Genomic DNA, 23417 nt, shown 5'->3' on the forward strand with positions numbered 1-23417 from the left:
ACATCATGCGTTTACTCACGACAACTGCCCGCTGGCCACAGGCACTTCCTCGCGCACCGAGCTGCTGCGCTTTTCCGGAAACAACGCGTTGCGCATCAGCAGGAACGGATATTCGATTGCGCGCGTAGTCACATAACCAATCACGATTGCAATGACGAACTGCGCCGTGAGCGCAACGATCCAGATGACGCTGGGGGCGAATCCAAGCGCGGTGGCCTTGCGAATCACCATGTCGCCGGGAGCGAGCGCGAGAGAGTGCCACAAGTAGATTCCGTACGAATACAGACCCACCCAGGCCACGCCGCGATAAATCCATGTCGTGCGCAGCGACCCCGAGTACTCCAGAACCAGCACGATCAGCGCGGCAAAACCGAGTGCCTGGATCGTGTATCCAATGCTTTCGTCGAGTGCGATGTTGCTCGTCGCCAATACGAGCCATGCACATAGCAGCGCGACACTCCCGATCAGCAGCCACTTGCGCTTAGCGATCTGGTGATAGATGCCCGGCTTCATCCAGTAGATCGCGGACAGGATCACGCCAATCAGCAAGCTGTCGATGCGGTACTGGGTATAAGCAAACGCCCCTTGCAGGTCGCCGCCTGCCACCGCAAAGCAACGCGCTGTGAGCGTTACCGCACAGATTGCCGACAGTACGCCGATGATCGTCCACGCGCCGAGTCGCAAGCGTGAGAAAAGTAGAAGCAGCGCCGGCAGCACGAGATAAAAATGTTCTTCAACCGCGAGACTCCATGTCTGCGTGATCGAAGTGCCGAGGTAATTCTGCAGATGCGTCATGTTCTGGAAAAGAAATGTATTCCACGGATGCCGGCCGGCCAGCACATGGAAAACAATCAGAACGTAATACGCGGGCCAGATACGGAACATCCGCCGCACGATAAAGCGGCGCGCGTCGACATGACCCGTTTCAGCGTATTGCCGAAGCAGCAGGCCTCCGACGAGAAAGCCGCTCAATGTGAAGAAGAGATTGACGCCCTCTCGTCCAAAGTTCTTGAGTGGATACTCGATAATCTGAAGGAGTACATTGTCGGTATGAACAGCGTGAAAGTGAAAGCCCATCACCGCAATGATCGCGATGCCACGAACGAAGTCGAGTTCGATCGCACGTCCGGCTTTCGCGGGTCCCGTCCCGCCAAATAGCTTCATTTTGTTTTCCCCTTTCCGTTTTTTCGGTCGCATCCCCCGTCTTTGCATCTTCGGTGTCGGCAGGTACAAGCGACCGCCAAGATCAAGGCATTCACCGACAATAAACGAGAGCTTGCGTGCGTCTTGCAGGCATAGCCCTTTCCACTGTCGCCAGAATCCAGGCAGGCGGAGACGAACAGCAATTTGCGATATCCGCAAGCACAAAGTTGCGCTCACAATGACCCGACGCGAGACCGTCCGCTTAGACGACGGCAAACGGCGACGGGGAGGAAAAAAGAATGCGCCATCAGTATGCAGCACCTTGGATATGGATTTTTCTATTACCGCTTGCGCTGGACTACAAGGCCACCAACGCGACCACGGGCCATTTCGCCCAATTCATATTCGTCGCTCCAGCAGTGGCAGCGGGGCTCGCCCTCCTGCTCATTGCACCGCGCTTTCACGAGCGCTCCCGGCTTCGCACGATCGTCACCACGAGCCTGCTGTTGTGCGTATTCGGTAGTGTCGTTGCGCAACTCATCCAGGATAACGACGGCGGCAACTATTTACGCGTGCTGCTGCCGTTCATGCTTTTTCTGCTCGGCTATCTCGTCGCTTGCAGGCCGTGGAGCGAGCAAAGAATCGCGCAGTTCGAAAAAGCGCTCTTCGCGGCGAACGTAGTCAGTCTCGTGTTCACCTTCGTCTATGGTCTCGCGACGAGCGGCGGCCTGGACGACGCGCGCTTTCGCATCATCTCCGTAACTTTGCTCGGACTGCAAGGCGTGCTGCTTCACGAATTCGTGGTCGCCAAACGCTATTCGCCGTTCACCATCGCCGTCTTTGCCGGCACCGTGATTGTCGAACTGCTGAGCGTGACTCGCAGCCTGCTGGTCGGTACGGTGCTTCTGTTCGTGATAGCAATGGCACTCAGCGCGCCGTCGATGCGGCAGATCTGGCGTGCCGTCGCTCGTGGCCTCATGGTTGTCGTGGTGTTGGCGGGCGTGGCGGGTATCGCGGTACTGGCGGTTCCCAATGTCGCGGAGCACTGGACGCAGCGCATTTTCGTGGCGGAAGCAACCATCTCCGGGAAGGATCCGACCACCATCACGCGTCTGGCAGAAATGCGTGACCAGTATGACCAGGTCACCGCCTCGCCGGAAACGCTGCTGTTCGGTGCGGGCTACGGGCACTACTACCGTTATTCGCCGGATTACCTGCCGGACCTTGCAGGCCAGTTCAGCAAGCAGGATTTCTACGCGATCAACGAATGGGCTGCGGGCCACAACTTCTGGGTCTATCAGCTGTTCGCGGGCGGGCTCGTGTTCGGTATCGCGATGCCTCTCGCCACACTCGGCGCGCTCGCGCTCTGTTTCTTCGCCTATCGCTACTGGCGCTCGGTAGTACCCGATGCGCCCATGCTGCCAATACTCGGCCGCGCGATCATGCTGTTCGCCGCGCTGCCGGCCACCTCTATTGGCGGCAATCCACTTGGGCCTCGCTTTTCGGGGCTCGTATTCGGCATTGGACTCGGTTTGATGATTGCCACTTACACGCGTTTGCAGCGCGCGCTGCCGGCACGCGCGAATCGCATGAACGCCGCGCGCCGCATGCGGGCCGCCGCCTCGCCAGACATACCGCGCCGCATGCAGCCAGGCATGGGCCGCACGGATGTCGCCAGCACGCTGGGCATGTCGCAGACGGCACGCCTGCCGGGTTCCAACCGACCGGATATCGCGCGATGAAAATCCTACACGTGCTTGCAAGCGTCGATCCGCGCGCCGGCGGTCCAGTTGAAGGCGTTCGCCGTAGCGGCGTGGCCATGCAGGATGCCGGTCATGAAGTCGAAGTTGCCACCTGCGATGCCCCGGACGATCCATACCTCGCGGCTTTTCCGTTCCCGGTTCATGCGTTCGGACCCACGACCAACCGCTACAGCTATAGCGCCTATCTCGCGCCGTGGCTCGCGAATCATGCGAAGCGCTTCGACGCCGTCGTCGTGCACGGCCTGTGGCAATACCACGGTTTTGCGACATGGAAAGCGCTGCACGACAGCGGCGTGCCGTATTACGTGTACACGCACGGCATGCTGGACCCGTGGTTCAAAGAGGCGTATCCGCTCAAGCATCTGAAGAAGTGGCTCTACTGGCCGTGGGCTGAGTATCGTGTGCTGCGCGACGCGCGCGCTGTGATCTTCACCACCGAAGAAGAACGCACCAGGGCCCGCCAATCGTTCTGGCTCTATCGCGCTCGCGAGCGCATCGTGCCGTTCGGAACAACGGTGCCCAAGGTCGACGCAGCGCCGGTACGCGAAGCGTTTTTGCAGGCAGTACCCAGCGCACGCGGCAAACGCGTCGTGCTGTTTCTCGGCAGAGTGCACGCGAAAAAAGGCTGTGATCTGCTGATCGACGCATTCGCGCGCGTGGCCAAACGTGACGAGAGGCTGCATCTCGTGATCGCCGGCCCGGATGAAACCGGCTGGGCCGCGAGTCTGCGCGCTCAGGCGCAGGCTGCCGGGATCGCGCATCGCATGAGCTTGCCGGGTATGCTGCAGGGCGATCTGAAGTGGGGAGCCTTTCACGCAAGCGACGTATTCGCGCTGCCGTCACATCAGGAGAACTTTGGCGTCGCGGTGGCCGAGGCACTCGGCTGCGGTTTGCCCGCGTTGATCTCCGATAAGGTCAACGTGTGGCGCGAAATCGAAGAAGACGGCGCTGGGCTGATCGGACCGGACACCGTCGAGGGCACCGAAAAGAGCCTGGTTCGCTGGCTGGAACTGGACGACGCTGCTCGTGAAGCGATGCGTGTGCAAGCCGCGCGCACATTCAACGCCCGCTTCAGGATCGAAACCATGGTGAGCGCGTTGACCACCTTGCTTGAAACGAGAGGCGGTCACCACGACGAAGCAGAGAAGGCCACGCTCCCCGCTTTTCGCAAAGCAACTCAGCAGGCTCGCTGACATCCAAAAAAAAGGCGGCACTTATATAAGCGCCGCCTCTTTTTATTCCAGGCGACGCCGCGTTCACCGCGCCGTCGCCTTTTCATTGCACTGCCGGTTCACTGCTCCTTCATCAACGGCGTCAACGTCGAGGCCGCGATCGGCAGCGTCTCTACCGGCGACTGCGCCGGCGTAACACCGCTATTGGCCGCTTCCGCGCGCGTATTGCCGACGATGTTCGGAACGTCGAGCTGCCGGGCCAGGTGGCCGGCGAGCCGCAACGACAACGCGGCGATCGTAATGGTCGGGAAGTTCGCGCCGACAGTCGGGAACACCGAACTGCCGCCAATGTAAAGATTGCTGATGCCGTGTACCTTGCAATCGCGATCGACCACGCCCTCGCGCGGCGAATCATGCATGCGCGTCGTGCCCATGTGATGCCACGTCCCTTCCAGTTTTTGCGGCCAGGCCCTGCCTTCGAGCGGCGCATCGAGCTGGACTTCGGCGACGCGTGCGAGCCGCAGTTCCTTCGCGAGCGCGTCGAACGTTTTGTCGAAGGTACGCTTCACCTGGTCGCCGAGGCGCCAGTCGACCTTCACGCGCGGCATGCCGAACTGATCGCGTTTATCGGCGCTCAGTGTGACGCGGCTATCCGGATCGGGTACTGCCTCGACGATTGCCTGCAGCGTGACGTCGGTGATCAGCGCCGGCCACTGTAGCAGCCGCGTCAAGCCATATCCCACCGTATGCAGAGGATGCGCCGCCATCGTCGCAATGTCCGCCTTCAGGCTGCGCCCCGGCTGGTCCTTGTGCATCAGCGCTTCCTTGCAGCGGATCAGCGCCTCGGAGCCCGCACTGCCTTCGCCGTACCACCGCGAATAAAGCCACACGCGAGAATTGAGCAGTTTTTCGCGCTCCATCATCTCCGGTCTCGGCGCGAACTGAGAAGAGATCTTCGTTCCGTGTGCCGAGACAGCCGGGTTCTGGTAGTGGTACTTGATGTCATACAGCTTGTTGCGCGCAACGCCCGGCAGGAAACGCACTTTCCCCGACATCATGCGCGGGTGATCCATGAAGTAGCGTCCCACCAGATCGTTCGCGTTGCCGAGTCCCGCCGCCTGCACGTTGTTCGAAGCAAGCAGCAGGCGCGCGTTCTCGATTCCGCCCGTGGCCAGCACGAAGATGCGCGCCTTCACGGTCATCCTGCGGCCGCTGAGCGTGCCGACCTGCACTCGGGTGATCGTCGTGCCTTGAGCATCCGCGTCGATGTTCAGAACGTTCGCGTACAGAAACACGCGCACGCGCGTAGAGCGCGCCAGTTCCTCGCGATACACCTTGCCGAAGCGCACCGGAGGGCTGAACTGGGCGACGGTGTCGCGCATATCGCCGGTGCCTAGCGGAATGCGGCGCACGTCCGGGCGGCCGATCTCGCGCTCCCAGTAGGCGGGGTCGAAGGTTTGAGGGCCGAGCTTCAGCAGATCGTGCGTGCGCGCATAGTATGGCGCGAGCTCGTCCAGACCGAACGGCCAGCCGCTATGCGGAATCCAGTCGCGCTTCTCGAAGTCCCACGGATCGAGCGGGCGGCACCAGCCGCCCCAGCAGTTGCTGCTGCCGCCAAGGTAGCGGCTGCGCGAGCCGTCCGCGAACCGGTACGGCAGTCCGGCGTTCTCGCCGCGATAGAGGTCGCGTGTCTCCTCGTCGGGAACGAGGCCGCCGCTTTCAAGCATGCAGGTATCCACGCCGATCCGCGACATTTCACGAACGAGCGTAATGCCCGCGACCCCTCCCCCGATGATGCAAACCGTCGTTTCAATGACCGTGTTTTGCTCGACATTGCGAGTATCGATGAACATCCGCAGCTCCCGTATTCTTCATAATGTTTGTGGGGCGTCGCTGGCTCGCAAGCGAGCGGCTTGCGAGCAACGCGCCCACATGCCGTGACCGGATGTGCCATTTCTCCGGTTGCCACCACGTCGGTCTCCTCAGCGTATAAACGCTGCGGCTTTACTTCTGTGCTTCAGGTCACGAAAGAAACCTCTTCCGTAAAAAACGGCACGGATTTCCGCCATACACGCCCTCGGCTTCAAGCGAACGATGTACGACCGACAGCGGCGTGACGACTGCCGAGCGGCCGATCGTCACGCCCATTTGCACGACGCATTTCGACGTGATCCACACGCCGTCCTCGATCACAATAGGCGCTACCCGCAGGTCCATCGTCGTGCTCATGTCATGCGAGCCGGCCGTGAGGAACGTCCCTTGAGAGATGCACACATTCGAGCCGATGCGAATCGGTGCCTGGTTGTAGATCCATACGTCGACGCCAAACCAGCACTTGTCACCGACCTCGAGATTCCATGGCGCCTTCACGCGCAATGGATGCACGAAACGGCACCCTGTACCGATCTTTGCACCGAAGAGGCGCAGCAAAGCCACTCGCACGAATGAGAACGGCAGTAGCTTGTTGTTGATCACGCACGCTTCCACGAAGAACCAGATGAGCTCTACGAGCGCACTGCGCCCCGCGCGGTAATTCCCCTTGCCGGCGAGACTCAGGTCGATGACGCGGCGCCCGGCGGCGCCGCTTTCTGCTTGCGGCGCACATGCGAGCCGCGGATCGTCAGCAATGTTGCCCATCATGCTCCTCCATACCTTGCTTTCCTGCTGATATACACAGGGATACTGATCATTTTTCTGCGAGTGGCATTGGCCGCCATAGGTGCGTTCAAACGTGTCGGTCCAGGCAAGCGTTTTGGCGGCTACGTGCATGGATTCTGGCGCACGATATCTTCACCACAACTGTATTAACCCGGGGACCACAATGACCACTTCGCTTCAACGTACTGCCACCTGCATGCTCGTCCTTGCCGCCGCGTGCGCAGGACCCGCGCTCGCCCAGAACGCCGCGCCCGCGCGAGCACCCGCAATGACCGCCACCGCGCCGACCGGCTATGGCGCGCCCCAGCAAGCTCCCATCGATCGCCGCGCCGTGCAGCGCAAGCGGGAGCAGAAGCTGCTCGGCGCGCCCGACGGATACGGCGCCGCCGATGCGCGAGGCGGCAACATCGACGACGCACGCCGCGCGGCGTTGATGGACGAGCAACGCATGACTGTTATCGGAGGCGAGCAAGCCGGTCAGCAGGGCGCCGCGGGTAAGCGCAAGGCGCCTGCCGCAGCCAACGGCCAGTTGCGGGTGGCCGACGCGGCCCCCGGCCAACGCGCGGCGGACAAGCTGCTGCCCGACGGCGCCGCCAAGGCCGCCTACACCGACCCGTACGCAACGGGTAAGCGCTCCGTCTACCGGTCGCCGTGGTGATCGCGCATTCATGAGAAGGCCGCATGCCGGTTCAGTCCGGCGCGGCATCCTCCGTAGTAGCCGGCTTTGCGTGCGGCACCGCCACCGCTGAAGGCCTTGCGTCGAAATACGTCTTGCTCGCTTTCGCACGCCTTCTTCCTGCCGCGCGGCACAGCATTCCCACGCGTTCTTCAAACGTACTGATCGTCGAATCCGGCGACAGCGTGCTCTCCGCATAGTCACGCCCGGCGCGGCCGAGTGCTGCCCGCCGCTGCGAGTCGTTTGCGAGTGCAGTGATAGCGCCGACCAGCGCCTTCACGTTATCCGGCGGCACCACTACGCCACGCGAATGCACCGCCTCGTGAAGCGCCGTGCCACGCCGTGCCATCGCAATCGTCGCGCGACCGCTCGCGAGCATGCCGGTCAGCTTCGACGGCATCACCAGATCGGCCGCATCGGCGCGTTGCGGCAGCACGTGAATGTCCGCGAGATTAAGCAGTTCGTTCAGGCGCTCCACCGGCTGCAGCGGAAGAAAGATGCAGTTCGGCAACGCGGCGCAGCGCTTGACGAGGTTCTCTCTGGCGGCGCCACTACCGCAGAAAACGAACGTGACGTCGGGGCGAAACGCGAGCGAGGCCGCCGCTTCCGCAAGCGTCTCGATACCCTGCTTCGCGCCCATGTTGCCCGAGTACAGAACGACCTTCTGCTCGTCGGATATGTTGAGCAGGCTTCGATACTCGCTCGGCCGCGACAGCGGGAACACCGCTGACACGTCGACCCAGTTGGGCAGGCACACCACCTTCGAAGGCTCGACGCCCTTTGTCGACGCACGCGCGCTCATTTGCCGCGTGATGGACGACACTGCATCGAAGCGGCGCAATAACTGGCTCTCGATCCAGCGCGCGATCCGCGCGGCACGCGAGCCTTTGAGCAGGCCGAGTTCAAAGGCGGCGTCGACCTCATAGTCCTGAATGTGCAGCCACGCGCTCGCGCGGGCGACCTTAGCGAGCGCGATCGTCGCGGGGGCGCACATCAAGGTCGGTGCGATCAACAGTACTGCATCGGGTCGCCAGAAGGCCTGCAACGCGAGCAACGGCAAAGAGGTTGCCGCGAAGCTGGCCAGATGAATCATCCGCTTCACGCCGGTCGGGCGTGAAGGCACCCATAGCGGCGCGCGCCATACCGTGACACCGTCGCGCTCTTCCCGACGATAGCGCCACGATGTGTACCCCGAGGAAACTCGCCAATCCGGGTAGTAAGGCGGAGCGCATACCACGCGGACGTCATGCCCCCGGCTCGCAAGCAGCGCGGCCATTTCTGCCGTGTACTTGCCAGTCCCCGTGAGTTCGGGCGCGTAATTGAGGCCGTAGATCAGGATCTTCATTGTGCGTGTCTGAACGTGTTTAAGGCTGCTATGCCCGACCTCGCGGCGACGCCGCGACGCCCGTCAATCGCTCAGCATCAGCGCACAGCCCCGGGCAATATTGGCGGCTGCAGAAGGCGGATCGAAACGACGAATTACATCCATGCACCGGTGAGCGGTGCCGCTCGCATCGGCGAAAGCCTCCATCGCCTTCAGGAGCGTGCGCTGCAATCCGGCAACATCGCCGGCGGTAAACGAATAGCCGCTCACTCCATCGACGACGAGTTCCGGCACGCAGCCGCAGCTTTCGCTGACCACTGCCGGACAACCGTGCGCGAGCGCCTCGTTTACCACGAGGCCCCACGGCTCGCTATAGCTCGGCAACACCATGCACGTCGCGCCGTAGTACTCCCGCGTGAGCGGCTCGTCCTGCAGACTGCCGGCGAAAGTCACCGCACCGGTCAGTTGCAGTTCCGCGACCTTCGCGTGCAATGCGTCGGCCATCGGCCCCGTGCCCACAATGCGCAACTGTGCTGCAGGAATACGCTTGCGCAGGCCGGCGAACGCTTCGATCAGCGTGCCGATGCCCTTCTCTTCCGACAGACGTCCCACGTACAGAAAAACCGGAGGATTGCCGGCGCGCGCGGCGACGCGCTCCACTAACGCGCGTTCCGGAGAAAACGAGCCCGGCAACGCGGCCGCCTGGCACGGCACGAAAATCTTCTCCCGCTTCGCGCCGAGCGACAGCAGATAATCGCGGCTGCGTTCGCCGAACCCGAAATAGCCGTCGCACAGCGAAAAGAACACGCGCTTTGGAATCGACGTAATGAGCTTCTTCGGCCGATCCCGCGCTGTCGAATCGCAAAACACCGCGCGCCGCTTGCCCGTCACGATGCACGCCGCAAGCATCGCCCAATATTCCGGACGGTGATAGCCGGGAAGCACGATCAGATCGGACTTGGCCTTCAGCACCTCCCATGTGAGCCGGGCGATCATCTTGATTGTCGGCACGTCTTCGTAGCAGCCGTCGAACAGCTTTTGCATCGGATACCGATGGTACGAATAATCGACATCGGAGAAGCCGATGCGGTCGTGCTCGGTATCGGCGATCTGGACCATTGAATAGCGAATTGCTCCGGATGCCGAAATATTGTGCAGCGCAGAAAAGACGACACCTTTGTGACGCGACCATACGACGTTGTGGAAGATGGTGACTGATGCAGACATTTTTATGCAGCTCCTCGACAAGGCGTCATTGCATGGCAGCCGTAGTCGCCGACCCGGTATACGATTCGACGAAATCCCGATACGTCGATGCGATTCCCTGCTCGAGTCCGATCGTCGAGCGCCAGCCCATCTTCGCAAGACGCGAGACGTCGAGCAGCTTGCGCGGCGTGCCATCCGGCTTCGACGCATCGAACACCAGTTCGCCCTCGAAACCCACCACCTTGCAAATGCATTCCGCCAGTTCGCGAATCGACAGATCTTCGCCGACGCCCACGTTGAAGAGACCTTCGGTCACGTTGTTTTCAAGCACGAACAACGTGGCCGCTGCCAGATCGTCGACATGCAGGAACTCGCGGCGCGGAGTGCCCGAGCCCCACACCGTCAACGTGTCCGCTCCGTTCAGCTTCGCTTCATGCGCCTTGCGCAAAAGCGCCGGCAACACGTGACTGCTGTTCAGGTCGTAGTTGTCGTTCGGGCCATACAGATTGGTCGGCATCAACGACACGTATTGCGTGTTGTATTCGCAGTTGTACGCCTCGCACAACTTCACGCCCGCGATCTTCGCAATCGCGTACGCGTCGTTGGTCGGCTCGAGCGACGAGGTCAACAGATATTCCTCGCGAATCGGCTGCGGACACTGCTTCGGGTAGATGCACGACGATCCGAAAAAGACGAGCCGTTCCACCTGTGCGCGATACGCCGCGTGAATCACGTTGGTTTCGATCACCAGGTTTTCATAGATGAACTCGCCCGGCCGCGACGCGTTGGCAAAAATGCCGCCCACGCGCGCCGCGGCCAGCAGCACGACATCGATCTTCTCCGCCTGAAAGAAGCGGTTCACGGCTGCCTGATCCGTGAGATCGAGTTCGACGCGCGACCGGGTAATCACGTTGGTATAGCCCGCGGCAGCGAGCCGTCTGACCAGCGCAGAGCCGACCATGCCGCGGTGCCCCGCGACGAAAATGCGTGAATGTTTGTTCATCGCAGTCACTCGTGATGTTCGAGCGCCGTGAAACCGGCGAGCGTGACGAGCGCGTCACGACGTGCAATCTGAAAGTCGGAGCGAACCATCTCCTTGACGAGCGAAGCGAACGACGTGGTCGGCTGCCATCCGAGCTGCGCATGCGCCTTGGACGGATCGCCGAGCAGCGTCTCGACTTCCGCCGGCCGGAAGTAGCGCGGATCGACGCGCACGATCACGTCGCCCGGCGACATTCTGGTTTCGCGCCCTTCCACCTTCTCGACAATGCCGATTTCCTCGACACCTGTGCCCTCGAAACGCACGGTAACGCCCAGTTCGGCGGCAGCGTGCTGAACGAACTGACGCACGCTGTACTGCACACCAGTGGCGATGACATAATCCTCCGGCCGCTCCTGTTGGAGCATGCGCCATTGCATCTCGACGTAGTCGCGCGCATGGCCCCAGTCGCGCAACGCGGAAAGATTGCCGAGATACAGCGTTTTCTGCATGCCGACCGCGATACGTGCAATGGCACGCGTGATCTTGCGCGTCACGAAGGTCTCGCCGCGTACGGGCGATTCGTGATTGAACAGGATCCCGTTGCATGCATAAAGGCCATAGGCCTCGCGATAGTTGACGGTCGTCCAGTACGCGAACATCTTCGCCACTGCATATGGGCTGCGCGGATAGAACGGCGTGGTCTCCGATTGCGGCACCTGCTGGACGAGGCCATACAGTTCCGAAGTCGACGCCTGATAAAAGCGCGTCTTGTTCTGGAGTCCCAGGATGCGAATAGCCTCGAGAATACGCAGCGTGCCGAGACCGTCCGCGTTAGCCGTGTATTCCGGCTCTTCAAACGATACTGCAACGTGACTTTGCGCCGCCAGGTTGTAAATCTCGTCCGGCTCCACGCGTTGAATCACGCGCAGAATACTGGTGGAATCCGTCAAATCCGCATGATGCAGAAAGAGCCGCTGTTCCGGATCGTGTGGATCGCGATACAGGTGATCGATTCGATCTGTGTTGAATAGCGACGAGCGGCGTTTGATGCCGTGAACTTCGTAATCCTTAGCGAGCAACAGCTCGGCAAGATACGACCCGTCCTGCCCCGTGATCCCCGTGATCAGCGCGACCTTGCGTTTCATGAAGCTTCCCCTTTTGAACTTTTTAGTACTTGTGGCGAGAAAACTCAGCCCCGATCTTCAACCTGTAATACTGTCTTTCAACCCGCGATACTGTCTTTTCAACCCGCGATACTGTCGTATCCGTAATAGCCGCCCTGATAACCGGAACCGAGGAATGCTCCTTCCTGCGGCACATCAGTGAGCAATACACCTCTGAGTCCGACGCCTCCATTACGAAGACGCTTGGCGGTCTCCGCAATTTCATTCACCGGATGACGGCCATGGCGCACCACCAGCAGTGTCGTACCCGCATGCTTGCCGATCAGCGTCGAATCGGTCACCGCAAGAACCGGCGGCGTGTCGATGATCACCAGGTCGTAACGCGCCTTCAGTTCTTCGAGCATCGACTCGAAGCGCGAGCTCATCAGCAGTTCGGATGGATGCGACGGCAGCGTGCCCTTCGCCAGCACGTCCAGACCCGGCAGCACGTCACGCTGGATCATCGACGCCAGATCGCCGCCGCTCAGCACATCCGACAAACCGGGTTGATGCGCAATGCCGAAATGCGAGTGCACGTCACCGCGCCGCATGTCGCCGTCGATAACCAGCACGCGTTTGTTTGCCGACGCCACCAGTGCCGCCAGATTCACCGACAGGAACGACTTGCCCGCGTCGGGCCGCGAACCTGTGATCATCACCACGTTATTCGGTGCGTGGTCGAGTGAAAGCTGCAGCGAGGTACGCAGATTCCGCACGCCTTCGACGGCGATATCTTCCGGTGCCTGCTGGGCGAGAACATGCAAGCCGCGACGGCGCAACATGACGTTTTCCTGCAACCGCAACTGCGTCTGGCTGCGCGGCACCACGGCGAACACCGGGACGCCCAGCACCGCTTCGAGCTCGTCCGGACGCTCCACGCCGCCGTACATCGCGCGCTTGAAGAAGGTCAGCATGATGCCGAGCACGAGGCCGCCGCCAAGCGCGATCAGGATTGCGATCACGCGCTTCGGACGGACCGGCTCATCCGGCGCCTCGGCGAAATCGACCACCCGCACGTTGCCGACCTGACCAGCCTTCGCCACGCGCAGTTGTTGCGCGCTATTGAGCAGGTTCGTGTAGAGCTCGGTATTGACATGCACATCACGCAACAGACGCAACGCGGTCTGCTCCGTGTCCGGCATCACCGACACACTGCGGTTCATATTGGTCTGCGCGCCCTGCAGTGCTGCGATTTGCGCATCCAGCGACGCGACCGCCGGGTGGTTCGCAGTAAAGCGTTGCGACATCTCCGCACGTTGCGTTTGCAGGTCCAGCAGCTTGGTCTTGTTGTCGACGATCTGCTGAAGCAGCAAGCGGCTCTCTTCGCCAAGATCCACCGTACCGTGCGTATTGCGGAACTTGTTGTAGCGCTGTTCGGCGTCGTCCAGCTCCTTGCGCAAGCCCGGCAATTGCTGATCGAGGAATGCGAGCATGTGCTCGGCTTCCGTCGAACGGCTCGCAACGTCCTGGCGCACGAATTCACGCGCCATGCTGTTGACGATCGCTGCGGTCAACGCGCTGTCGCCGCCTTCGAGACTCGCGCGGATCACGCCGGACTGCAGCGTGGTTTCCTGCACGACGAGCGCTTTCTGCAAACGATCAACCGTGCTCAACGTCGATGCACGCGACAACTCGAACTGCGAGCCCGGCGCGCCGGTCAGCGAATCGACACGCAGGGCGATCGGACCGTCGGCCGTGTCGGTTTCCACCGTTTCGCCAACGTGGCCAGACAGAATCGCAATGCCGTTCTTGTCGCGCAGCACATACGAACGGTCGTTGCCGGCGATCAGCGTGAACGTCGTGTCGTACATCTCTTTCGACGTGTCGAAACGCGACACCGCGATACTTTCATTGCCCCATGCGTAGCCGGACAGATTGATGAACTGCGGCAGTTTGAAGCCCCACTGCCCGTTCACGAGCCCGGCAATCAGGCTGCCGATAACCGGCATATAGCGCGGCGTAGCGGTGATGTCGAGATGCAGCTTCTTAACGGTCTCCTCGGTCACGAGACGCGATTTGAGCAGCTCGATTTCGGCCGCGGTCGACGGCTTCGTATCGAACATCCCCGTGAGCGGCGGCAAGGAGTCCTTGCCGTTCGCGTTGGCATTCGCCGTCTTGTCCTCGACGTGAAACAACACATCCGCTCGATACGTTGGCGGGGCCAGGAAAGCGTACGCGCACCCCAGCGCGAGCGCGATCAGCGTCACCATAGCAATGGTGCGCCAGCCCCGCACGATCGTGCGGAGATAGTCCGACAGATGAAGCTCGTCCGGTCCGGACACGTCGGTGTAGCGGTTTTCGAAATTGATTGCCATTTTGGTCACCCAGCGGAACCCGGCGGTTCTGATTTACGTTATAGGGTCGTTATTTCGCGAGCACGGCACCAGTCACAGCCGCATTGATTGCCGGCAGCAGCAGGTTCAACACACGGTTAAAGCGAACCAGTCCGCCCTGACCGACATACACCACGTCCTTCGGTTGCAGCTCGAACTGGTTGGCGAGAATCATCGAAACCGGCGAGGTTGCGTCGAGGTGATAGACCTGCGGCGAATCGCTCGTCGAGTTGCGGATCACGAACAGTTGCCGCGTGGCGGCTGTGTTCGAATCGAAGCTGCCGCTATCCGAAATGGCTTGCGAAAGCGTCAGCGAACCGTTGCGCATCGGCGTGATCGTCGCAGGCTTGTTCACTTCGCCCATCACATAGACACCGCTGTCTTCGCGCGAAGCCACGCGGATCGCGTCGCCCGGTTGCAGATAGATGTTCGACGGGTTGTGTCCGCGCTTGAGCAGCTCGTCCATGTTCAGCTGATACGTGACGCCATTACGAACCAGCTCGACGCGGCTGCGATCGGCATTCGGGCTGAAGCCACCGCCCTGGTTGATCGCGCTCGTGAGCGACATCGAAATGTCGTTGATCGACTGCGTGCCAGGCGTGCGCACTTCACCGTCTACGTAAATCTGCGCAGCGCGGAAAGACGCTACACGCACGGTCACTTCCGGCTTCTGATAGACCTTGCTCAGGCGGCTATACAGTTCCTTCTGGATCGTGCCGACGTCTTTGCCGGCCACGTGCACCGTGCCCGCGTACGGGAACTGCACATCGCCCTTTTCGTCGATGAGAAAGCCCGATGCGGCGTCGGTCGTCTTGCCGTTCTGCGCCGGCTGGCCCAAAGCTGCCGCGAGTTCCGGGTGATCCCACACGACGATTTGCAGCACGTCGCCGGGGCCCACGCGATAGGGGGTCGGCTTGCCGAAAAGCGCCAGTGTTTCGGGCGGCAATGCGGCAGTAGATTGCTCGGTGCGCATCTTGCGCACCAGCGACAGATTGATATCGGTAATCGGTATCGTCTGTTGCTGCGCGGGTTCGGTGCTGAAATCGCCACCTGTTTCCTGAAGCATGGCCGGTGTGTCCATCCGCTGACCAGGCGCGGCGGCGCAGCCCGCGAGCAATGCAGCGATGGCGAAAACCGTAAGACTTCCCGTGCGTGTACCAAGCGAGCTCATAACATTTCCTCCTTGCGCGGGAGCGGCGTTCCCCAGATAAGGCGACGCCCCGCGTGCTTTGTTAACAACTAGTAAGCGTTTCGATGCACCAGTCCGGCAACAATCGTCGCGCCGATGATCCGCATGTCGAGTGCGAACGACCAATGCCCCAGGTAGTAGAGGTCATGTTCGACGCGACGTTCCATTTTTTCTATGCGGTCGGTCTCGCCACGAAAGCCGTTGATTTGCGCCCAACCTGTAATGCCCGGCTTGATCCGATAGCGATTGATGTAGCCCGCGACCACTTTCTGATAGAGGTCGTCGTGCTCGAGCGCATGAGGACGCGGTCCAACGACCGACATGTCGCCACGCAATACGTTAAAAAACTGCGGCAGTTCGTCGAGGCTCGTGCGGCGCAGGAACGCACCCACCTTCGTCACGCGCGGATCGTTGCGCGTGGCCTGTTTGACGGTGCCTTTTTCTTCGGTGTGCAGGCGCATCGAACGGAACTTGTAGATGGTGAATACGCGTCCGTCCGCACCCTTGCGCTTCTGCCTGAAAAACACCGGCCCACGCGAAGACAGCTTCACCGCAATGGCGATCGCAACCAGAACCGGAGCGAGACAAAGGAGCGCGGCGGCCGCGAACAGGCGGTCGAAGATCTCCTTCTTCAGCATTGAGTTCGCCGACAGCGGCGACGCAACCAGGTTGATCGCCGGCACGCCGAGAAGGTCGATCACGCCGCTGCCTTCGAAGAGTGCCAGGCTGCGCACGTCGGGCATGAAACGGATGTTCACCAGATCGTCGCGGAACTCGCTGACGAGCGAACAGATCAACGGCTCTTCGGAGAGCGACAACATCAGCCACAACTCGTGAACATCGTTCGTGCGGATGTATTCAGCGAGCGCATCCACACTGTCGAACACCGGCACCCGCGTACTCGTGACTGGCGACTTCTCCGGGCTCGTGTTGTAGACCGCAGTCGCGCGAAAGCCCGTGGTGGGTGCGGATTCGATACGGCGAATGATCGCGTCGCATTGCGAGCCGCTCCCTACTATCGCCACCTGATGCAGATTCATGCCCGCACTGCGTGCTCGCGCAAGCACCGCATGCGTGATGAGCCGGTACGAGATCAGCAAGCCACCTGTTACGGCAGTCCAGTACGAGAACCACAAACGCGACACGAAGTCGATCCGATGCAGCGAATACATGAGCACGAGCGCACTGCCCTGCACGATCAGCCATGCAAGCGACACCTGACCGGCCAGCATCAGCTTCGAGCGGCCGCGCCACGATTCATACACGCCGAACGCGGGAAAGATCGCCAGCGCGAAGGCAGCGGCAAACATCACCAGCGCCCAATAGAAACCAGATTGAGCGAGGTAATCGAAGCGGATCTGCGACGCTACCGCCGCACCCGCCAGCACCAACGCGACATCGAACATTCGCGCGAGCAAATCCTGAAACTTGCGCATTTTCCTTACCTCGTACTGGCCGTTCCTGTTCGCAACCCGTCCGGCCCGCTGCCTATGAGCAACGGCCGTAGTTGTCGTTGAATCGCACGATGTCGTCTTCGCCCAGATAAGTACCCGACTGGATTTCAATAATTTCGAGCGGCACCTTGCCCGGGTTTTCGAGCCGGTGGCGCGTGCCGAGCGGGATGTAAGTCGACTCGTTCTCGCTCAGCAGGAATTGCTCTTCGCCTCGCGTGACGAGCGCCGTGCCGCGCACCACGACCCAATGTTCCGCGCGGTGATGATGCAGCTGGAGCGAAAGCTGTGCGCCGGGCGACACGACGATGCGCTTCACCTGAAAGCGCTCGCCGTGATCGATCGAATCGTAAAAACCCCACGGGCGATGCACCTTGCGATGCGCATCGGCTTCCGGTGCGTGCTGCGCCTTGATGCGCGACACGAGACCCTTGACGTCCTGCACATGCGAGCGGTCCACCACGAGCACCGCGTCAGCGGTTTCGACGACCACCACATTCGTCGTGCCGACGCACGCAACAAGGCGTCCTTCGGAATGCGCGTAGCTCGACACCGCTCCTTCGAACGTCACGCGGCCACGCCCTGCGTTGCCGTTGGCGTCTTTCTCCATCGCGGCCCACACCGCATCCCACGAACCCAGATCGGACCAACCGGCCTCCAGCCTGACGACCACACCCGCCGGCGATGCGCCGTCTGCGTGAGCGGCCTCGGTCGCATTTGCGTCCGGTGTATCGGTCAGGCGCTCCATCACGGCGTAGTCGATCGAATCGGCAGGCGCACTGAGGAACGCGTCAACGAGCGGCCGGAAATACGCGCCTTCGCTGCGCCCGTCACGGAACGCGCGCTCGCATGCAGCGTGCATCTCGGGCTGGAGGCGCGCGAGGGTATCGAGCCACACGCTCGCACGCACGATGAAGATGCCGCTATTCCACCAGTACGTTCCCGCGGCAACGTACTTCGCAGCGAGTTCCTCCGCTGGCTTCTCCACGAAGCTGTCGATCGCATGTCCACCGTCGGGCAACGCGGCACCGATACGGATATAGCCGAAGCCGGTATCCGGCCGCGTGGGCGGCACGCCCAGCGTCGCGATCGCGCCTCGTTCCGCGTAAAGCGCTGCGCTTTCCAGCGCGGCCTGCAATGCGCCGAGATCCGCGATCGAATGATCGGCCGGCATCACGACGAGAATGCCGTCCTTACCGTCCGCACACGCAAGCGATGCCGCGAGCGTAAGGGCGGGCGCCGTATCGCGACGAGCGGGCTCGACGATCAGGCGGGCCTCGACACCGTTCTCATGCAACTGCTCGGCAATCACGAAGCGGTGCTCTTCTCCGCAAACGATGATGGGCGAAGCGTCGACCTGCCAGTTCGACGGGAATCCGTTCATGCGCCGCGCAGTGGCTTGCAGCAGAGAATCCGAACCCACCACGTCGATAAGCTGCTTCGGATAGTTCTCGCGCGACACCGGCCACAGCCGCGTGCCCGATCCGCCCGCAAGGATGACGGGGACGATGCGCGTGCAACGCGCGCCGGTTGCCTCGCCACTCGCATTGGAAGACGCGCCGTTTTCGGTTCCCTGAGTCAACATATTCGTAATCCTTATGATTCTTCAATAACGCCAGAGCAGACGTGGCGACTGCGCGTATCAGGCGGGCCCGGCTCGCGCCGTCGAAGCTATTGACCCACCATGCGGCGGCTTTGAATCCGGAACTCCGTAGGCGAAATTCTCATTCGCTTGCGAAACACCTTCGCGAGCCTGTCACCGTTGCCCATGCCGGTGCGTCGCGCGATTTTGTCGACCGGCAGTTCGGACTCGGTCAACAGACTGCACGTCACTGCAAGACGCTCGTGCAGCAGAAAACTCGAAGGCGTAATGCCCATTTCCATCTTGAAGCGGCGCAGGAAGTTGCGCTCGCTCATCGCCGCGAACTGGGCAGCGTCGGCAATCGAAATCGACTGCTGACAGTTTTCCTGCAGCCAGCGCGCCGCCGCGCGGACCTTGTCACCCGGCGTAAGCGCGCCGTCTTCGCTCAGCAGCGGACCGAGGTTCGAGCACGAATCGGCCAGCAAACGCTCCGCAACGGTGCGCGCGGTCGCGGCGCCCAGATCGCGCTTGATCATTGCGAGCGCACTGCGCATGGACTCGAGACGATCGCCTGCGTCGGCGGTCTGCTCGGTCTGGCGCGGCAGTGCCGACGGCTCGCGCAACTCGTTGCCGCCGGTTGCGTCCGGCACGTATGCCGCGTCGAGCAGTGCGCGCCCTTCCGCGATCGGCCGGATCATCCCTGTGTTGTGACGCACGCGGCGCAACCAGGCAATCAGGCGTTCGTCCTTCGCAGCGGCCAGGGCACCCTTGCCGCCGGCCACGTACAACGCGTCGAAGCCGCTGTAATGTCTCGCGTCGAGTCCATCCGTCCACACTCGCAGAGCAGACGATGAAGTCACCATGCCGCCGTCTGCCGACAGGAAACACACGTCATAAGAACAGCCGCCGGAGCCCGTGGACGCGAGATCGTTCGCCGCCTGAAACACTTCGGCTACGACGCCGGCGCCTTGCAGCGAGCAGTCGTTGAACATCAATATCGCGATGCGACGCATCCCTTTGTTCGGTGCGTGCACCCAGCGCAGCATTGCTGACTCGAGACTCGCGCAGGTCATAGCTATCCTCACCAGAAAACGGCTTCCTTCACCGTCACGGCCACTACGGGCCGACTCCGAGCAGTGCATCATAGCCACCCTAAATCAAGTATTTAGCCGCCATGACCGATAGTGTTGACATGTTGGCGCATTGACAGGGGTGGCTCGCCGGTGATTTTCGGCAATATTCTGCCGACACCGAATTGCACCGAATTAATTGCCGATTCCGCATATCATTGAATTGGCGTTGTGCGAATGTTAGTGCAAAGCAGGAGCGCATTTCGTTCGCCACCGCACACTGGATCACGACTCAAAAAAGGGCGGTTACAATCCAATCCGCGCGCGCCGGTCGCTGTTATAAAGCTGTTTTTGCCGGTTGCTGCGCGATGTGCAGATGATTTCTCCTCCACGCCAAGGCTCGCCGCCCAACCTGCTGCGCACCTTCGCGAGTTCGATGGACACCGCGCACTTCAAAATCGCAAAGAAGTGTCTAATATAGGCGCGTTACTGCTCACTTAAATTATTTAATTTGTTCTTATTGGGCGACTTGAATATAAAGATGCCGATTAATGTTTCAGACCTGAAACATCGAAATAACATCTGATAACGCGGCAGCGCAAATGACGGACCAGAAGCGTAAGGCGCGAGACCGCAAACCGGCGAAAACCGCCACGAAATTGCGGAATTGCACTATGCGCTTTCCGCAACACGCCGAAACGGACGCTACACCGAGGCGGCTCTGACCTGGTGAATTAGCAGTTTGACGACGTTCGCGCGTCCACATACGCCGCGAACGCACGGGGGAATGTATGTCGAATCGAAGCAAATACGGCGCAACGCGGAGCTTGGGCGATCTATCCGGAGCGCGCGCTCCAACGCGGCCCGCCGCCCTCTTTTTCGCCGTCGTCACGCTACTGTGGTGCTTCCCGGCTCAATGCAATGCAGCCGCTGCGGCCGCGGCCGCATCCGCGGCGCCAGCCGATCTTAAAGCGCCGTCGGGTCAAGGTCTGCGCTGTTGGGCACCGTCATCGCAGACGCGCGCGGCATCCAACGGCGATCTCATCGAAGCCGACACGCCCAGCGACGGCACGCGCCTCTTCGCCGCGTCGAAACCGTTCACGCTCGTCATCACCGCGCGCGCACCGCAAAACGACACGCTCAACTGGCAGATACGCGACACGTGGAACGTTGTGCGTGCAAGTGGGAGCTTCGGCGTCGCGGCGGGCACGACGTCGGCGACGCTAAGTTGCTCATCTACAGTGGCGGGCTACTTTGCCGTGTCGGCCTCGCTCGCACGTGCGCGAGGCCAGCTCGAATCGCGCGGCACACGTCCCGCAGGAATCGCGACCTTCGGGGTACTGCCCGATACCGCGCCGGCCTTGCCCCCGGTGCGGTTTCCCTACGACGACCTGCACCGCTTCGGCGGCCAGGGCACCGCTTATCTCGCGCCCGGCCAGCATTGCTGCGACGGCGACGGCTACCGTCCGGTCTATACCGCGCTCGGCCTGACGTGGGCCAACGACAATCGCAACTGGTATATGGAGGAGCCCGATAAGCCGGGCACCTTCAATCCCGCGACGAAGCAGCTAACGCCGTACTTCCAGCGCGGCGACATCATGCGTCTGATCCAGCTCGACGGCATCCCCAAGTGGGCAAGCACCACGGGCAAGGAGACTCATAGCTACGCACCTACTTCACTCGCGCGGATGAAGGACTACATGGCAAAGGTCGGCGCGGAGTCGAACCGGGTCCGCACCACGTATTTTCCGAAGCAGCGTGACAACTACTATCAGGTGACGTGGGAGCCCGACGCGGATGGCGGATTGCCATGGCGCGATAGCGACGCAAATTTCGTCGCGATGTACAAGGCAGTGTGGGAAGGCATCCATCAGACAGACCCGCATGCGGTGGTCATGGGGCTCACGTATTCATCGGTGCAGGGCAACGTGACGTGGATGCGCCGTCTGGGTCCGCTAGGCATCGGCCGCTATATGGACGGCATGACCGTTCACGGTTATTACGACATCGGCACGACGCCATCGCACCCGCCGGAGCGTGTCGCCGACACACGCAATGAGGGCACCGTATCCGGAGCACTGGCTGCTTCAATGCGTGCGTTGCGCCACGAAATGCGTCAATACCTGAAGCCGGGCGCGCCGCTCTTCGTGACCGAAACGGGCATCAGTTACGACATCGGCGAATCGTACGGTAAGAACTATCCAGGCGCGGACGTGCTGTACGCACAAGCCGCGGTTGTCGCCCGCACGCATTTGATCCTGCTCGGCGAGGGCGCCGACATGACCTACGTGTTCTATCTCGCGGACATGCCGGATGCCGCGCCGGGCTACGGCATCTTCTTCGAGCTCGAACACGCGAAAGGCGCGTATGGTCCCTCGCGGATCAGCCCAAAACCCGCGGCGCTCGCGGTCGCGGCAATGACACGCATCATCGACGGAACCAATACGCTTGGGCCTTTGAAGGGCCTGCCAGCAGGTGTCCATGCATATGCGTTCAGACGGCTTGGCGGCGGCAAGATCGTGACTGCGCTGTGGACTCACGACAACGGCCGATGGAGCGCGAAAACCGGTTTCAACGCGGGACAAAGCGTCGACTACCGCTTGCGTGTCGACGCACCCGGCACGAGCGGCGAAGTCACTGCGCTCGACATGATGGGCAACGCAACGGCCGTACTGTATCGCGACGGCGTCGCGAACCTGAAACTGTCGCCCGCGCCTCTCTATGTGCTGTCGGGGAACGCCGACGTGTTCAAGGACGCGGTGACTGCGCCGGAAGGCTACGTTGCCCGATAGAGATCCGGACGCATGACGCGATCGGTACGCGACATCGCGCGGCGAAACCGCCGCGATAGCTAGGTAGCGCACAAAAACTCCGCGCCGGTAAAGCTAGCATTCTTATCGACGCGCTGGAGCCGCCCAATGAACGGCGTTGCATGGATCAAGCTGTTACTCGCGGCGGTGGCCGGCGCGTTTGTGCTTGCGGCGGCGGGCACACTCGTGCTCCTGTTGCTGTTCGCCTATGTAGCCGAGAAGCTGACCCGCGACGATGACAACCGCGGCGATTACTAGCGATCATTAGCCATCCGGCCGCTTGCAACAGAAAAGTCGCGCCGGACATCGCACCTTCGCTTAAGGAACTGAAATGCTGACGGAGATCGACTTTCTCGACGTTGTTCGTCTAACGCCACTCGTCGCGATCGATCTGATCGTGAGGGACGCGGACGGACGAATCCTGATCGGCCATCGCCGGAACCGGCCCGCGCGCGGCACGTGGTTTGTGCCCGGTGGCCGCATTCTGAAAGATGAAACGCTCGACGCCGCGTTCGCGCGCATTGCGGACGCCGAACTAGGTATCGCAAAGCTTGCGCGTTCGTCCGCGCGCTTCGAAGGCGTGTTCGAACATCATTACAGCGACAATTTCGCGGCAGAGCCCGGCGTGTCGACTCACTACATCGTGCTCGCCTATGCGCTGTCGCCCGGCAACACGCAGCAGATCGGGCGGCCCGATCAGCACAGCGACTATCTGTGGCTCACGCCGGCCGAGCTGCTCGCTCACCCGGACGTCCACGAAAACACCAAGGCGTACTTCCGCTAATCGCGCGGACATATACGCATCGGCGAAGCGCGGGCAATCATGTCGCGCGCAGTGTTATCCCGGCAACGTGGAACGTCAGACCATTGCAGTATGATCGAGCCCACTTTTAAC

Annotated in this window: 18 protein-coding genes; 6 read left to right on the forward strand and 12 right to left on the reverse strand. The window is 61.4% G+C overall.

What is annotated here, in order from left to right; genetic code table 11:
• Window positions 1-15: 15 nt before the first annotated feature.
• On the reverse strand, window positions 16-1164 hold the full coding sequence (locus ACTJLB_RS31640; protein WP_020069793.1) for an acyltransferase family protein: 1149 nt from the start codon (window positions 1162-1164) through the stop codon (window positions 16-18).
• 278 nt (window positions 1165-1442) lie between these two features.
• On the opposite strand from ACTJLB_RS31640, the gene ACTJLB_RS31645 reads away from it, so the two are divergent.
• On the forward strand, window positions 1443-2885 hold the full coding sequence (locus ACTJLB_RS31645; protein ID WP_310065723.1) for a hypothetical protein: 1443 nt from the start codon (window positions 1443-1445) through the stop codon (window positions 2883-2885).
• Window positions 2882-4099 carry a glycosyltransferase gene (locus tag ACTJLB_RS31650; protein WP_440785597.1) on the forward strand — a complete coding sequence of 406 codons (1218 nt, stop codon included), beginning with the start codon at window positions 2882-2884 and terminating at the stop codon, window positions 4097-4099. Before ACTJLB_RS31645 ends, ACTJLB_RS31650 begins: the two co-directional genes overlap by 4 nt.
• Window positions 4100-4197: 98 nt before the next feature.
• On the opposite strand, the gene ACTJLB_RS31655 is transcribed toward ACTJLB_RS31650, so the two are convergent.
• Both ACTJLB_RS31655 and ACTJLB_RS31660 read right to left on the reverse strand, forming a co-directional pair.
• A complete protein-coding gene (locus ACTJLB_RS31655; RefSeq protein ID WP_440785598.1) occupies window positions 4198-5931 on the reverse strand; it encodes an FAD-dependent oxidoreductase in 1734 nt (577 codons plus the stop codon).
• A 169-nt stretch (window positions 5932-6100) separates the two neighbouring features.
• Window positions 6101-6715 carry a DapH/DapD/GlmU-related protein gene (locus ACTJLB_RS31660; protein ID WP_310065725.1) on the reverse strand — a complete coding sequence of 205 codons (615 nt, stop codon included), beginning with the start codon at window positions 6713-6715 and terminating at the stop codon, window positions 6101-6103.
• Window positions 6716-6899: 184 nt separating this feature from the next.
• Between ACTJLB_RS31660 and ACTJLB_RS31665 the strand changes: the two genes are divergently transcribed.
• Window positions 6900-7394, forward strand: coding sequence for a hypothetical protein (locus tag ACTJLB_RS31665; RefSeq protein WP_087751509.1), 495 nt, complete (start codon window positions 6900-6902; stop codon window positions 7392-7394).
• Between the two features lie 31 nt (window positions 7395-7425).
• Here the strand turns inward: ACTJLB_RS31665 and ACTJLB_RS31670 are convergent, their stop codons facing one another.
• The 9 genes from ACTJLB_RS31670 to ACTJLB_RS31710 all read right to left on the reverse strand — a co-directional run bounded on the left by ACTJLB_RS31670 (window position 7426) and on the right by ACTJLB_RS31710 (window position 19715).
• Window positions 7426-8757, reverse strand: coding sequence for a glycosyltransferase WbuB (locus tag ACTJLB_RS31670; protein ID WP_440785599.1), 1332 nt, complete (start codon window positions 8755-8757; stop codon window positions 7426-7428).
• A gap of 63 nt (window positions 8758-8820) precedes the next feature.
• Entirely contained in the window at window positions 8821-9963 is a 1143-nt protein-coding gene (locus ACTJLB_RS31675) for a glycosyltransferase family 4 protein (protein WP_088173045.1), read from the reverse strand.
• 25 nt (window positions 9964-9988) lie between these two features.
• On the reverse strand, window positions 9989-10945 hold the full coding sequence (locus ACTJLB_RS31680) for a GDP-L-fucose synthase family protein (RefSeq protein ID WP_440785600.1): 957 nt from the start codon (window positions 10943-10945) through the stop codon (window positions 9989-9991).
• Between the two features lie 5 nt (window positions 10946-10950).
• On the reverse strand, window positions 10951-12069 hold the full coding sequence (gene gmd, locus ACTJLB_RS31685; RefSeq protein WP_087751513.1) for a GDP-mannose 4,6-dehydratase: 1119 nt from the start codon (window positions 12067-12069) through the stop codon (window positions 10951-10953).
• A 98-nt stretch (window positions 12070-12167) separates the two neighbouring features.
• Window positions 12168-14402: a polysaccharide biosynthesis tyrosine autokinase gene (locus ACTJLB_RS31690; RefSeq protein WP_020069783.1), complete on the reverse strand. Its 2235-nt coding sequence runs from the start codon at window positions 14400-14402 to the stop codon at window positions 12168-12170.
• A 49-nt stretch (window positions 14403-14451) separates the two neighbouring features.
• On the reverse strand, window positions 14452-15591 hold the full coding sequence (locus ACTJLB_RS31695; protein WP_020069782.1) for a polysaccharide biosynthesis/export family protein: 1140 nt from the start codon (window positions 15589-15591) through the stop codon (window positions 14452-14454).
• Window positions 15592-15659: 68 nt separating this feature from the next.
• Complete coding sequence (locus tag ACTJLB_RS31700) at window positions 15660-17045, reverse strand: undecaprenyl-phosphate glucose phosphotransferase (RefSeq protein ID WP_310354273.1); 1386 nt, start codon at window positions 17043-17045, stop codon at window positions 15660-15662.
• A gap of 52 nt (window positions 17046-17097) precedes the next feature.
• The gene (locus ACTJLB_RS31705) at window positions 17098-18645 is read right to left on the reverse strand and encodes a mannose-1-phosphate guanylyltransferase/mannose-6-phosphate isomerase (RefSeq protein ID WP_408192927.1); all 1548 of its coding nucleotides are present in this window, start codon (window positions 18643-18645) and stop codon (window positions 17098-17100) included.
• An 86-nt stretch (window positions 18646-18731) separates the two neighbouring features.
• A complete protein-coding gene (locus ACTJLB_RS31710) occupies window positions 18732-19715 on the reverse strand; it encodes a helix-turn-helix domain-containing protein (RefSeq protein WP_027804910.1) in 984 nt (327 codons plus the stop codon).
• Between the two features lie 788 nt (window positions 19716-20503).
• Here ACTJLB_RS31710 and ACTJLB_RS31715 point away from each other — a divergent pair.
• The 3 genes from ACTJLB_RS31715 to ACTJLB_RS31725 all read left to right on the forward strand — a co-directional run bounded on the left by ACTJLB_RS31715 (window position 20504) and on the right by ACTJLB_RS31725 (window position 23306).
• Window positions 20504-22504 carry a hypothetical protein gene (locus tag ACTJLB_RS31715; RefSeq protein WP_440785601.1) on the forward strand — a complete coding sequence of 667 codons (2001 nt, stop codon included), beginning with the start codon at window positions 20504-20506 and terminating at the stop codon, window positions 22502-22504.
• Between the two features lie 126 nt (window positions 22505-22630).
• Window positions 22631-22780, forward strand: a complete 150-nt coding sequence (locus tag ACTJLB_RS31720) for a hypothetical protein (protein WP_214877251.1) — start codon at window positions 22631-22633, stop codon at window positions 22778-22780.
• Between the two features lie 73 nt (window positions 22781-22853).
• Window positions 22854-23306, forward strand: a complete 453-nt coding sequence (locus ACTJLB_RS31725; RefSeq protein WP_027777968.1) for a GDP-mannose mannosyl hydrolase — start codon at window positions 22854-22856, stop codon at window positions 23304-23306.
• Window positions 23307-23417 lie beyond the last annotated feature (111 nt).

Origin of the sequence: Paraburkholderia sp. 22098 (genome assembly GCF_052045935.1) — a bacterium.
In the GTDB taxonomy this organism is placed as follows: domain Bacteria; phylum Pseudomonadota; class Gammaproteobacteria; order Burkholderiales; family Burkholderiaceae; genus Paraburkholderia; species Paraburkholderia caledonica.